12 protein-coding genes are annotated in these 13150 nt (G+C 71.6%); all 12 read left to right on the top strand.

Features of this window, described 5'->3' with window-relative positions:
• Positions 1-195 precede the first annotated feature (195 nt).
• The 12 genes from ACZ7IB_RS46080 to ACZ7IB_RS46025 all read left to right on the top strand — a co-directional run bounded on the left by ACZ7IB_RS46080 (position 196) and on the right by ACZ7IB_RS46025 (position 13142).
• Positions 196-960, top strand: a complete 765-nt coding sequence (locus tag ACZ7IB_RS46080; RefSeq protein WP_470921136.1) for a CoA transferase subunit A — start codon at positions 196-198, stop codon at positions 958-960.
• Positions 960-1613, top strand: a complete 654-nt coding sequence (locus tag ACZ7IB_RS46075) for a CoA transferase subunit B (protein ID WP_470921135.1) — start codon at positions 960-962, stop codon at positions 1611-1613. Before ACZ7IB_RS46080 ends, ACZ7IB_RS46075 begins: the two co-directional genes overlap by 1 nt.
• Positions 1613-2803 (top strand): thiolase family protein, encoded by a 1191-nt coding sequence (locus tag ACZ7IB_RS46070; RefSeq protein ID WP_470921134.1) that lies wholly within the window; start codon positions 1613-1615, stop codon positions 2801-2803. The genes ACZ7IB_RS46075 and ACZ7IB_RS46070 overlap by 1 nt, the downstream gene beginning before the upstream one ends.
• 10 nt (positions 2804-2813) lie before the next feature.
• Complete coding sequence (pcaH, locus tag ACZ7IB_RS46065) at positions 2814-3584, top strand: protocatechuate 3,4-dioxygenase subunit beta (RefSeq protein WP_470921133.1); 771 nt, start codon at positions 2814-2816, stop codon at positions 3582-3584.
• Positions 3584-4150 carry a protocatechuate 3,4-dioxygenase subunit alpha gene (pcaG, locus tag ACZ7IB_RS46060; protein ID WP_470921132.1) on the top strand — a complete coding sequence of 189 codons (567 nt, stop codon included), beginning with the start codon at positions 3584-3586 and terminating at the stop codon, positions 4148-4150. The genes pcaH and pcaG overlap by 1 nt, the downstream gene beginning before the upstream one ends.
• Positions 4137-5543 carry a 3-carboxy-cis,cis-muconate cycloisomerase gene (gene pcaB / locus ACZ7IB_RS46055; RefSeq protein ID WP_470921130.1) on the top strand — a complete coding sequence of 469 codons (1407 nt, stop codon included), beginning with the start codon at positions 4137-4139 and terminating at the stop codon, positions 5541-5543. The genes pcaG and pcaB overlap by 14 nt, the downstream gene beginning before the upstream one ends.
• 114 nt (positions 5544-5657) lie before the next feature.
• A complete protein-coding gene (pcaDC, locus tag ACZ7IB_RS46050) occupies positions 5658-6830 on the top strand; it encodes a bifunctional 3-oxoadipate enol-lactonase/4-carboxymuconolactone decarboxylase PcaDC (RefSeq protein WP_470921129.1) in 1173 nt (390 codons plus the stop codon).
• Between the two features lie 5 nt (positions 6831-6835).
• Positions 6836-8014: a 4-hydroxybenzoate 3-monooxygenase gene (locus ACZ7IB_RS46045; protein ID WP_470921128.1), complete on the top strand. Its 1179-nt coding sequence runs from the start codon at positions 6836-6838 to the stop codon at positions 8012-8014.
• A gap of 189 nt (positions 8015-8203) precedes the next feature.
• Positions 8204-9898, top strand: a complete 1695-nt coding sequence (locus ACZ7IB_RS46040; protein ID WP_470921127.1) for an IclR family transcriptional regulator domain-containing protein — start codon at positions 8204-8206, stop codon at positions 9896-9898.
• 919 nt (positions 9899-10817) lie between these two features.
• Positions 10818-11396, top strand: coding sequence for a TetR/AcrR family transcriptional regulator (locus ACZ7IB_RS46035; RefSeq protein WP_470921125.1), 579 nt, complete (start codon positions 10818-10820; stop codon positions 11394-11396).
• 79 nt (positions 11397-11475) lie between these two features.
• Positions 11476-12258: an oxidoreductase gene (locus ACZ7IB_RS46030; protein WP_470921124.1), complete on the top strand. Its 783-nt coding sequence runs from the start codon at positions 11476-11478 to the stop codon at positions 12256-12258.
• Positions 12259-12500: 242 nt separating this feature from the next.
• Positions 12501-13142: a DUF6333 family protein gene (locus ACZ7IB_RS46025; RefSeq protein ID WP_470921122.1), complete on the top strand. Its 642-nt coding sequence runs from the start codon at positions 12501-12503 to the stop codon at positions 13140-13142.
• Positions 13143-13150: the final 8 nt, after the last annotated feature.

Raw genomic sequence — 13150 nt, 5'->3', positions numbered from 1 at the left:
CCCCCAGGCAACCCCCCCCCCCCCCCCCCCACACCCCCCCCCCCCCCCCCCCCCCCCCCCCCCGCGTCCGTTCGATGCGGCGGGTGCGCCTGGAAACCCCGACGTCCGGAGCCGTTGACGAACCGGTGCCATGGGATCAGAATGAGGCATCAACATGAACTTAAGTTCACCTGACGAACACAAAAAGGCGGGCGGATGGACAAGGTGGTCGCCTCAGCCACAGAGGCCGTGGCAGATGTCCACGACGGAGCGTCGTTCGCGGTCGGTGGCTTCGGCCTCAGCGGCGTACCGAACACGCTGATCCAGGCGGTGTTCGACACCGGAGTCGGCGGACTGGGCGTGGTCTCCAACAACTGCGGCGCGATGGACTCCGGTCTTGCGGTCCTGCTTTCGGCGGGCCGGATCGCCCGGGTCACGGGCAGCTACATCGGCGCGAACAAGGAATTCGCCCGGCAGTACCTCGCCGGTGAGCTGGAGGTCGAGCTCATCCCCCAGGGCACCCTGGCCGAGCGGCTGCGCGCCGGCGGTTGCGGCATCCCCGCCTTCTTCACGCCGGCCGGCGTCGGCACGCAGGTCGCCGACGGCGGACTGCCCTGGCGCTATGACGGCACGGGCGGGGTCTCGGTGGCATCGCCACGCAAGGAGACCCGCGTGTTCGACGGTGTCGAGTACGTGCTGGAGCGGGGTATCACCACCGACTTCGCACTGGTCCGGGCGGCCAGGGGGGACCGGCACGGCAACCTGGCCTTCAACAAGTCGTCCCGCAACTTCAATCCGCTGGCAGCCATGGCGGGCCGGATCACGATCGCCGAGGTCGAGGAACTGGTCGAGCCGGGCGAGATCGACCCGGACCAGGTCCATCTGCCGGGCATCTTCGTCCAGCGGGTGGTGGCGCTCACTGCCGAACAGGCCGTGGACAAGAAGATCGAGAAGCGCACGACCCGGGAGGTGTCGGCCTGATGGCCTGGACGCGAGACGAGATGGCCGCCCGCGCGGCCCGCGAGCTCGGCGACGGCGAGTACGTGAACCTCGGCATCGGGCTGCCCACGCTGATCCCCAACCATCTCCCCGCCGGTGTTCAGGTCGTCCTGGAGTCGGAGAACGGCATCCTCGGCACCGGCCCGTTCCCCTACGAGGACGAGGTCGACCCGGACCTGATCAACGCCGGCAAGGAGACCGTCACCGTCCTGCCCGGTGCCTCTTTCTTCGACTCGGCGCTCTCCTTCGGGATGATCCGCGGCGGCCACATCGACACCGCCGTGCTGGGCGCCATGCAGGTCTCCGCCCGCGGCGACCTCGCCAACTGGGCCGTTCCCGGCAAGCTGGTCACCGGCATCGGCGGGGCCATGGACCTGGTGCACGGGGCCCGGCGGGTCATCGTGACGATGACCCACACCGCCAAGGACGGCAGCCCGAAGATCGTCGAGGAGTGCACGCTGCCGCTCACCGGCCGGACCTGCGTCGACCGTGTCATCACCGACCTCGGCGTCCTGGACGTCACCGACGACGGCCTCGTCCTGGTGGAGAGCGCCCCGGGCGTCACCGCCGAGGAGATCCGGCGCCTGACCGCCGCCCCGGTCCGGACCACCGCGGCCACCGAAAGGAGCGCGTGATGACCCGTCAGCTGCGCGACGTCTACATCGTCGACGCCGTCCGCACCCCGGTCGGCAAGTACGGGGGCGCCCTGTCCGGGGTGCGCCCCGACGACCTCGCCGCCGGAGTGCTGCGGTCCCTGCTGATCCGTACGCCGGACCTCGACCCTGCCCGGATCGACGACGTCCTCTTCGGCAATGCCAACGGCGCCGGCGAGGAGAACCGCAACGTCGCCCGAATGGCCGTGCTGCTCGCCGGACTGCCCGTCACCGTCCCCGGCAGCACCGTCAACCGGCTGTGCGCCTCCGGCCTCGAAGCCGTGATCCAGGCCGCCCGCGCCATCGCGGTCGGCGATGCCTCGGTCGCCGTCGCGGGCGGCGTGGAGTCGATGAGCCGCGCCCCCTGGGTGCTGCCCAAGCCCTCGCGTGCCTTCCCGGCCGGCAATCAGGAGCTGTTCTCCACCACGATCGGCTGGCGCATGGTCAACAGGCGCCTGGAGCCGCAGTGGACCGTCCCGCTCGGTGAGGGCGCCGAGCTGATCGCCGACCGGTACGGCATCACCCGCGAGCAGCAGGACGTTTTCGCCGTGGCGAGCCACGAGAAGGCCGCCCGCGCCTGGAAGGACGGCCTGTACGACGGCGAGGTCGTGCCCGTCGAGGGTGTCGGCCTCACCCGCGACGAGACCATTCGGGACAACACCTCGCCACAGTCGCTGGCCGGGCTGAAGCCAGTTTTCCGCCCGGACGGTACGGTCACCGCCGGCAACGCCTCGCCGCTCAACGACGGCGCCGCCGCGCTGCTGCTGGTGGACGAGGAGGGCCTGAAGGCCACCGGCCGTGAGCCGCTGGCCCTCGTCCGCGCCTCGGCCGTCACCGCCGTCGAGCCGCAGCACTTCGGACTCGGCCCCGTCGAGGCCGTCAGGAAGGCCCTGACCAGAGCAGGCCGCGGCTTCGGCGACCTCACCACGTTCGAACTCAACGAGGCCTTCGCCGCCCAGTCCCTGGGCTGTCTGGCCGAATGGCCCGGTCTCGACCCCGCGGTCGTCAACCCGCGCGGCGGAGCCATCGCCATCGGCCATCCGCTCGGTGCCTCCGGTGCCCGTATCGCCGGAGCCGTCGCCCACCAGCTCGCCGCCGCGGGCTCCGGAACCGGCCTCGCCGCCCTGTGCATCGGCGTCGGACAGGGCCTCGCCCTGGTCCTGGAAAGGTAGGAAATCCCGTATGACCACCCCCCTGACCCAAGGTCAGATCTCTGCCGAGATCGACGATCGGCGCGAGGCCTACGCCAAGGCCGTCGCCGCCGGCGCGCCCGAGCGCAGCCACCCCGACCGCGGTTACGCCCCGTACCGCAGCAGCGTCCTGCGCCACCCCGGCAAGCCGCTGGTCGCCCTGCACGACCCCGAGGCGGTGGAGCTGTCCGGCCCGGTCTTCGGCGTCACCGATGTCACCGCCCTCGACCACGACCTCACCCGGCAGCACCAGGGCGAGCCGCTCGGCGAACGGATCAGGGTCACCGGCCGGGTCCTGGACCGCGACGGCCGCCCGGTGCGCGGCCAACTGGTCGAGGTCTGGCAGGCCAACGCCTCGGGCCGCTACGCCCACCAGCGCGACGACCACCCCGCCCCGCTCGACCCGAACTTCACCGGCGTCGGCCGCTGCCTGACCGACGACCAGGGCCGGTACGGGTTCGTCACCGTCAAGCCCGGCGCCTACCCCTGGCGCAACCACGTCAACGCCTGGCGTCCGGCCCACATCCACTTCTCGCTCTTCGGTAACGCCTTCACCCAACGGCTGATCACCCAGATGTACTTTCCGGGGGACCCGCTCTTCGCGTACGACCCCATCCTCCAGTCCGTCACCGACGACTCCGCGCGCGAGCGGCTCGTCGCGACGTACGACCACGACCTGTCCATCCCCGAGTGGTCGCTCGGCTACCGCTGGGACGTCGTCCTGGACGGTCCGGCCGCCACCTGGATCGAGGAGGGCCGCTGATGTCCACCACCCCGTCTCAGACCGTGGGCCCGTTCTACGGCTACGCGCTGCCCTTCGCCAAGGGCGGCGAGATCGCCCCCGCCTGGCACCCCGACGCCCTCACCGTCCACGGGTACGTCTACGACGGCGCCGGGGCGCCCGTCCCCGACGCCGTCATCGAGATCTGGCAGCCCGCCCCCGACGGCTCCCGCCTCGGAGCACCCGGTTCGCTGCGCCGCGACCCCGTCACCGGAGCGGTCAGCGGCCGGAGCGGCGTCGGCTTCACCGGTTTCGGCCGCGTCGGAACCGACGCGGACGGCCACTACGAGCTGCGTACGCTGCAGCCCGGCGGCGTCCCCTACCTCTCCGTGATCGTCTTCGCCCGTGGTCTGCTGCACCATCTGCACACCCGGATCTACCTGCCCGGCCTGACCGACACCGCGGCCGACCCGCTGCTGGCCGGCCTGGAGCCCGAGCGCCGCGCCACACTCCTCGCCGTCGCCCACGGGGAGCGACTGCACCGCTTCGACATCCGTCTGCAGGGTGACGGTGAGCACGAGGAGACGGTCTTCCTTGCCTTCGACTGACCCCGCCGAGGACCTCGGCCTGCTCTCCCCGGGGCAGGCCGGGTCACCAGTAGAAGCCGCCACCGGCGACGCCGCGTACGTCCGCGCGATGCTGGACGCCGAAGCCGCGCTGACCCGCGCCCAGGCCGCACTGGGCCTCGTCCCCGCCGCGGCGGCGCAGGCCGTCACAGCGGCGGCGGCCGATTCCAGCCGCTACGACATCCGGGATCTCGCGCTGCGCGCCCGATCCGGCGGCAACCCCGTCATCCCGCTCGTCGCCGACCTGACCGCGGCCGTCACCGAGCACGACCGGCAGGCCGCCGCCCATGTGCACCGCGGCGCCACCAGCCAGGACATCCTGGACACGGCCGCCATGCTGGTCGCCGCCCGCGCCCTGGAATCCGTCCTCGCCGACCTCGGACGCGTGGCCGACGCCCTGGCGCGGCTCGCCGCCGAGCACCGCGACACACCGATTGCCGGACGCACGCTCACCCAGCACGCCGTGCCCACCACCTTCGGCCTCAAGGCCGCCGGCTGGCGCTCGCTGGTGCTCGACGCCCACGAACGCCTCACGGCCGTCCGGGCAGCGCTGCCCGCACAACTCGGCGGAGCGGCCGGCACCCTGGCGGCCTTCCACGCGTTCGCCGAGGCCGGCGGTGCAACCACCGACCCGGATCTGGGCCTGCGGCTGCTCGCCCACTACGCCGCCGAGACCGGACTGGCCGAGCCCATGCTGCCCTGGCACACCCTGCGCACCCCCGTCGCCGACCTGGGCGGCGCCCTCGCCTTCACCGCCGGGGCACTCGGCAAGTTCGCCGCCGATGTCCTGCTGCTGTCCCGTACGGAGATCGGCGAACTCGGCGAGGGCAGCGGCGGCGGATCCTCCGCCATGCCGCACAAGGCCAACCCGGTGCGCGCCACGCTGATCGCCGCCGCGGCCCGACAGGTCCCCGCCCTCGTGTCCGTGCTCTACGCCGGGCTCGCCGCCGAGGACGAGCGCCCGGCCGGCGCCTGGCACGCCGAGTGGCAGCCCCTGCGACAGGCCCTGCGTCTCGTCGGCGGAGCCGCCCGCGACGCCGCCGAACTGGCCGAAGGCCTGCGCGTCCATCCGGGCCGGATGCGGGACAACCTCGACGCCACCGACGGCCTGATCATCAGCGAGCGGCTCGCCGCGGTGCTGGCGGCCCTGATCGGCCGAGGCGAGGCCAGGCAGGCGCTGTCCCGGGCCTCCCGCCGCGCCGTCGAGAAGGGCATGGAACTCGACGAGGCCCTCCGGCAGGAGCCCGGCATCGCCGGCGCCCTCCCGCAGGACCGGCTGCGCGAACTGACCGACCCGACGCAGTACGCGGGCTCCGCGGGCGCCCTCGTGGACCGCGCCCTGCGCCGCACGGGCCCCACCCGGAACCAGACCTGATGAAGCGTCAGATGTTGACGGCACCGGACAGCCCCCACACCGGCCGGCGGCCGTGAGCCGTCCGCGACCCATCGCCCACCGGGCGGGCCCGCACACTCAGCACAAGGAGACCGCATGAGCACTTCTGCCCCCGCGCAGCGTCTGCTGCACCACCGCGTGGACGGCCGGGACTCCGCCCCGCCGCTGATCCTGGGCCCCTCGCTCGGCACCTCGCTGGCCGTGTGGGACCCGCAGACCCCGTCGCTGGCCCGGACCCACCGAGTGGTGCGCTGGGACCTGCCCGGCCACGGTGGCTCCCCGGCCGGCCTGCTGCCCGACGGCGGCACCGTCGCCGACCTCGGGCAGCTGGTCCTCGGTCTCGCCGACGCGCTCGGCATCGAGGAGTTCGGCTACGCCGGCATTTCGCTCGGCGGCGCCGTCGGTACCTGGCTCGCCGTGCACCACCCCGAGCGGGTCACCTCGCTCGTGATCCTCTGCTCCTCGGCCCGCTTCGGTCAGCCGGAGGGCTGGTCCGACCGCGCGGCGCTGGTACGCGCCGAGGGCACCGGCCCGGTCGCCGAGACCGCCCCCGCCCGCTGGTTCACCCCGTCCTTCGCGGCCTCCCCGGCCGCCAGGGCAGCGGTCGACGACTTGGCCGCGGCCGACCCCGGGGCCTACGCCGGGCTCTGCGACGCACTCGCCGGCTTCGACCTGCGCGCCGAACTGCCTCGTATCACCACGCCGACCCTGGTCGTTGCGGGCCGCGAGGACCTTGCGACGCCCGTCGCGCACGCCCGGGAGCTGGCCGACGGCATCCCCGGCGCTGCCCTGACCGAGGTGGCGCACGCCGCACACCTCGCCAACGTCGAACGTCCGGTGCCCGTCCTGGCCGCCCTGCTGGGGCACTTCGCGGCCGATGCCGCCCCGCCCGCCGACGATGCCTCCCGGTACGGCGCCGGCATGGCCGTGCGCCGCGCCGTGCTCGGCGACGAGCACGTCGACCGGGCGGTCACCCGCACCACCGACTTCACCGCCGGTTTCCAGGACTTCATCACCCGCTACGCATGGGGCGAGATCTGGACCCGGCCCGGACTGAGCCGCAGAACCCGCAGCTGCATCACGCTCACCGCACTGGTGGCCCACGGCCACCACGAGGAGCTGGCCATGCATGTGCGGGCCGCGCGACGCAACGGTCTCACCCCCGCAGAGATCGAGGAAGTCCTGCTCCAGTCGGCCGTCTACTGCGGTGTGCCCGCAGCGAACGCCGCTTTCGCCATCGCGAACCGCATTCTCGAAGAGGAGAACTGACCGCCATGGACCACACCACCGTCGGCATCATCGGCGGCGGCCCCGCGGGCCTGCTGCTCGCCCGGCTCCTACACAACTCCGGCGTCGACTGCGTCGTACTGGAGAGCCGTGACCGCACCTACGTCGAACAGCGCCAGCGCGCCGGCATCCTCGAGCAGAGCACGGTCGACGTGCTGCGGGAGTCCGGTGCGGGCGAGCGGCTGGACCGCGAGGGCCTGGTCCACGACGGCATCGAGCTGCGTTGGGGCCGCCGGTCGCAGCGCATCGACTTCCCGTCGCTCACCGGCGGCCGCAAGGTGTGGGTGTACGCCCAGACCGAGGTGGTCAAGGACCTGATCGCCCTTCAGGTGGCGGACGGGTCACCGCTGTTGTTCCAGGCCCAGGTGAACGCGGTCGCCGGAGCCGACACGGACCGGCCCGTCATCCACTACACCCACCAGGGCCAGGACAGGACGCTCAGCTGCGACTACGTCGTGGGCTGCGACGGGTTCCACGGCGTGACCCGCAGGGCGGTTCCGGACGGTGTCATGAGCACCTTCGAGCGGGTCTACCCCTACTCGTGGTTCGGCATCCTGGCCGATGTCCCGCCGTCCTGCGACGAACTGATCTACGCCCACTCGCCGCGCGGCTTCGCGCTGCACAGCATGCGCTCCCCCACGGTCAGCCGGCTGTATCTGCAGGTCCCGAACGGCACCGACCCGGCCGACTGGCCGGACGACCGCATATGGGACGAGTTCGACGCCCGTTTCGCGACCGACGGCGACTGGCGGCTCGCACGCGGCCCGATCACCTCCAAGGCAGTGCTGCCGATGCGCAGCTTCGTCACCGAGCCCATGCACTGGGGCCGGGTCTTCCTGGCCGGCGACGCCGCGCACATCGTGCCGCCCACCGGTGCCAAGGGGCTCAACCTCGCTGTCTCCGACGTCGTCGTGCTCGCCCGGGCCTTCGCCCATCTGAAGGACAGCGGCTCCGCCGAGCTGCTCGACGAGTACTCGGACACCTGTCTGCGCCGGGTGTGGCGCGCGGAGCACTTCTCGTACTTCATGACGACGACCTTGCACACCGACCCGGGTCAGAGCGCATTCGAGACCCGGCTCCAGGTCTCCCAGCTGGACCGCGTCTCGTCGTCCCGGCACGCGGCCGCGGAGCTGGCCGAGAACTACGCGGGCCTGCGCATCGGTTGAAATCCTGCTGACGCAGCGGCGGTGCGGGGCCGAAGAGGGCCACGCGCCGCAGGCGTTACCCAGGGCCGGGCGCCGGTCATCCCGTCGGCGCAGGCGAAGCGGGAGTGCAGGGCCCGACCGCCTCGCGCGGCGGAAGGGTCCGGCGGGTACGGTTTCCGCACACCCCGGAGGCTCGACGAGGAGGACCGCATGCCGCATGCCGCGACCCCATCCAAGGCGGACGCCGCAGAACCCGGCGGCGACCCGGTCGGACCGCTGGAGCGCGGTCTGGCCGTGCTGCGCGCCCTGGCCGCCCACCCCGGACCACGGATGCGTCCCGGCGATCTGGTCCGCGCCACCGGCCTGGCCCGCTCCACCGTCGACCGCATCGTCACCACCCTCACCCACCTGGGATATCTGCGCATCGAGGACGACCGCGACGTGCTGCTCGCGCCGCGCCTGATGGAGCTGGGCAATGCCTACCTCGCCTGCTCCGGTCTCCCCGACGCCCTGGAACCGCTCGCCGTCGCGTTGGCCGACGAGCTGGACGAGTCGGTCTCCCTCGCGGTACCGGACGGCGCCGGGGTGCGGTTCATCAGCCAGTCCACCCGGCGGCGCACCATGGCGCTGGCCTTCCGGATCGGCGACCTGCTGCCCGTCGAGCGCTGCGCCCCGGGCGCCCTCTTCGCCGCCGACTGGGGCCCCGAGCAGCAAGCGGCCTGGCGTACCCGGCTGCGCGAGGACCCCCGCGACGCCGGCTTCCCCGCCGTTCCTCCCCGTCCGGCGCCATCGGCCCCCGACGAGGTGGAGTCGGCCTTCCAGCAGCGGGTGGCCGACGCCCGGGACGCCGGCTGGGCCGCCGACGACCAGCTGATCGAGCCCGGTCTGGTAGCCGTCGCGGTCCCCGTCCACGCGCCCGACGGCAGCACCGTATGTGCGCTCAGCGTGGTCAGTCACACCAGCAGGCACAGCGCTCGGTCGCTGGCCGAGCACGCCCTGCCCCGGCTGCGGGAGTACGCGGCGCGGATGGAGGCGGCACTGGCCTCCCCCGCACCGACAGCCACGCCGAACGCACCCGGCGGCCCGGACACCTCACGCGCCAGGAAGGCAGAGCTGGGTCCGGAATTCCTGCAGTCGCTGACCCGGGGACTGGCCGTGCTCACCGCCCTCGGATCGGCACCCGGTGGGCTCACCCTGTCCGGCGCCGCGGAGGCCACCGGCCTGGCCCGCGCCACCGCCCGCCGGGCACTGCTCTCCCTCCAGCAGCTGGGGTACGCGGCCCCTGCCGGCGAGGGGCGCCGCTTCACGCTGCTGCCCACGGTGCTGGAACTGGGCTACGCCCGGCTGTCCCAGCTGACCTTCGCGGAGATCGCGCAGCCCCATCTGGCCCGGCTGGTGGAGCAGGTGCACGACTCGGCGTCCGTCGCGGTGCTGGCCGACGACGACATCATGTACGTCGCCCGGGTGCACACCGTACGCATCATGAGCGTCAACATCACGGTCGGCACCCGCTTCCCCGCATACGCCACCTCCATGGGCCGAGTGCTGCTGGCCGGTCTGCCCGAGCAGGAGGCGGCCGAACGGCTGGCCCGCGCCTCGGTGCGGCCGCTGACCCCGTTCACCCGGGTCGATGCCGCCGATCTCGCCGCGGCCGTGGCACAGGCGCGACGGGACGGTCACGCCCTGGTGGACCAGGAGTTGGAGGAGGGCCTGCGGTCGATCGCGGTCCCGATACACGACCGTACCGGCCGGGTGGTGGCCGCCGTGAACGTCTCCACCCACGCCAGCCGGGGCACCCTGGACGATGTGCGGCGAGCGGTGCTGCCGGCGCTCACAGCGGCGGCTGCCGCGATCGAGGAGGACCTGGCGGTCGTGACGGAACGGGTCCGGCTCGCGATCCCCTGACGGCTCCGGCTCACGATCCCCTCTGTGTCACTGCGGCCTTGACCACATCATTGACATGGTGGCCGCCCGTGAATGGAAGCAGCAGGCCACCGCGCAGTCGTCGTGCGTGGCGGCCCGCTGCCTGCAGGGGAGGATCTTGCGCACTGGTGTACGCCGGTACGCAACTCTCAGCTGGGCTGGGCGGCGGGCATGATGGCGACCTGCTGGAGGTTCGCCGCGGCGGCAGGCTCGCGACGCATAGCCCAGGGCGTCTGGCGAAGGGCACAGGTCCGCAAGCTGGTCACCGCGCTCATCGGGCCTGACCGCCACTCAAGCTCCTTGCCCTCGTTGCTACTCGCTCTCCCGGGAGCTGGGTACTGGTGGCGAAAGACGGAGGAGCACTCGGCGGCCGGGCCGCGGTGTCGATGCCTCGCCCTGATCTGACGGGACTGGGTGCCTCCTCGGAGGTGTCGCAGTCCGTTCGATCGTGGTGCGTGTGAGAGCCGCGCGGGGAAGCTGCGGCGTAGGCTCGATGGGGCTCATATCGTTTCCTTGCAGGTGGTACTGAGGTGGGGCTGATCCTGCGGGGCCGCTCGGGCGATGGTCTCGTGGAGGGCGGCGATGGCCGGGGCGCAGGCCCCTTCGAGGACCGCATTTCATGAGGGTGTTTCAGGCGTCCAGCTATTCGCCACAACTTATGAAACATGATCAGCGCAAGTGGACCTCTGCGCGATCGAGCGTTTCACAGGCGATCACCTGTGAAACGACCAGGGTCGACGGCGGCTGCCCCCGCCTGTCGGATGCAGCAGGGAAAATGTTCGGTTCGTCATCTCGCCGGGGCGTCGTTGGCGCGCACCCATCGAACCGGGCGTGGGGGTCGGGCCGTCCAGAAGTGACAGGTATTTGACCTCAAGGTCAAGAATTCTGTTACGGTAGCACCATGGGCAGGCCGAAGCAGTTCGATCCGGACGTGGCGGTGGAGCGCGCGATGTGCGTGTTCTGGCGCAAGGGTTACGCGGCAACGACGCCTCAGGACCTCGTGGACGAGATCGGCATCGGCAAGGGCAGTCTGTACAACACCTTCGGCAGCAAGCATGCATTGTTCGAACGTGCGCTGGCCCGCTACCGGGACTCACAGGTCGACTGGCTGGAGGCACTCCTCGACCACCCCGGTTCGGCGAAAGACCGGCTGCGAGGCGCACTCGAGGCACTGATCGAGCTCGACCTGGGCGACCCGGACCGACGCGGCTGCATGGCGGTCAACACCGCCGCCGAATCGGCCCCCGCGGACGCCGGGACCACCGACACCGTGCGCAAGATGTTCGCACGTACGGAGAGTGCGTTCCGGGCGACCATCGAGGAAGGTCAGCGGGCCGGCGAAATCGGCGGTGGCAGCGACGCGGCGGCGGTGGCCGCTTGGCTACTAGCCACGGTGATCGGCATGCGCGTGCTGGCGAAGACCGCCGAGAATCCCACACAGCTGAGGCGGGTCGTGGACGCGGCGATGGGGTCGCTCTGATCGGTGACACCGACCCATACCCTCCCTTTTCATGGACACGTTTTGTACCTGCCGTTCAAAAATTGGCAAGGAGTCTGACATGGAGCTCAATCTCGCCGGCAAGACAGCGGTTGTCACCGGGGCCAGCCGAGGCGTCGGCCTCGCGATCACCCGGCAGTTCATCGCCGAGGGGGTCCGCGTAGTCGGTGCGGCCCGCACGATCACGGCCGAACTGAGGGAGGCCGGCGCCCACCCGGTCGCGGTCGACCTCAGCACGCCGGAAGGCGCCGAGGAGCTGGAGGCGCGGGCGATCGCCGCACTCGGCGGCGTGGACATCCTGGTCAACAACCTCGGCGGCGGAGACGACTTCGCTCTGAACGGGTTCCTCGCGACCGACGACGCTCTGTGGGCGCACAGCTTCGAGGTCAACCTGTTCGGCACGGTCCGGGTCACCCGACGACTGCTGCCGAGCATCCTGGAACGCCACGGCTCGGTGGTGAACATCTCGTCGATGAGCGCGCGTCTGCCTGGCACGGGCCCGATCGAGTACGGCGCCGCAAAGGCGGGCCTCAATGCGTTCGGCAAGGCACTGTCCGAGGAATTCGGCCCTCAGGGCGTACGCGTGAACACCGTCTCCCCCGGCCCGACGCGTACCGGCATGTGGGAGGACGCAGACGGCTTCGGCGCCCGCCTCGCCGAGGTGAACGGCGTCGGGCACCGCGACTTCGTGTCCGGGGTGCCCGCAGCGATGGGCATGACCACCGGCCGCATGGCCGAACCCGACGAGGTGGCGGCCGTCGTAGCCTTCCTCGCCTCGGACCGCGCGGCAAGCACGACCGGCGCCGACTACCTCGTCGAGGGCGGTGGCATCAAGACAGTGTGAGGCGTAGGACGTATGGCACCGGCACGCGTTCGAGACCTCAGCCTTCAAGTCTTGGGTGCATGCGGGTGGCCGGCCTTCGTGTCCTCCGTGTCCTGGCCGGGGTGCTGGAAAGAACGTGTCGTGAGCCCCAACCGGGCGGTCAGGCCGCTTGGCCGTAGCCGTCCGGAGCGGGCGGGTCGTCGCCGCGCAGCGGCGTGAAGCCTCGCGCCGTGATTGTTCCTGATAGCCACGGAGGCAATCCGATGACTGACAACGACTTCTGGGAGTGCCCGCCGGAGCAGGGCGTCGCGCAGTACGGGGAGTTCAGGCTAACCCTCATTGAGCGGCCCTTCCTCACCGGTGGAAGGGTTCTGCCCGCTCATGACCCGGCACGGGCACAGGAGTTCGTCGCTGCTCTCGGCACCGTCGACACGGTAGTGGAGGAAGTTGACCGGATCGAGGCGACCGAGCGGCTTCCCTTCGCCACCCGCGCGGACCTCGACCTGGTCGGCATCGGATGCTGGGGAACGGTGACCGAGGCCAACGACCCCGCCCTGGTGTCCGCCGGGGGGACCTTCCCCCTCGCGGAACAGGCGGACGAGCTGGCCGAGCGCTTCCCCGGAGCGGTCATCATCGGCTCGGCGAGAATCGACCACAACGTGGCCTACGGCACCCACGTGATCTACCACCCGGACGGGACACGCCTGTTCGCCGCAGGATGGAGCGGAGAAAAGGACTGGGACCTCGAAGGCACCCCGCAAGACGTCATTGACGCCTTCGGTATCAGCCCCGATGCCCTGGAACGACAGGGCATCGACCTAGTGCCGCATCAGGCAACGTTTGCCCTGTCCACGACGGCGCGTAGGCGCCGGTGGTCGGCATGGCGGTTGCGCCAGATGATGTAGCGGCGGAT

The sequence above is a fragment of the Streptomyces sp. NPDC037301 genome, assembly GCF_055602785.1.
This window is presented reverse-complemented; position numbering and strand designations above follow the sequence as displayed.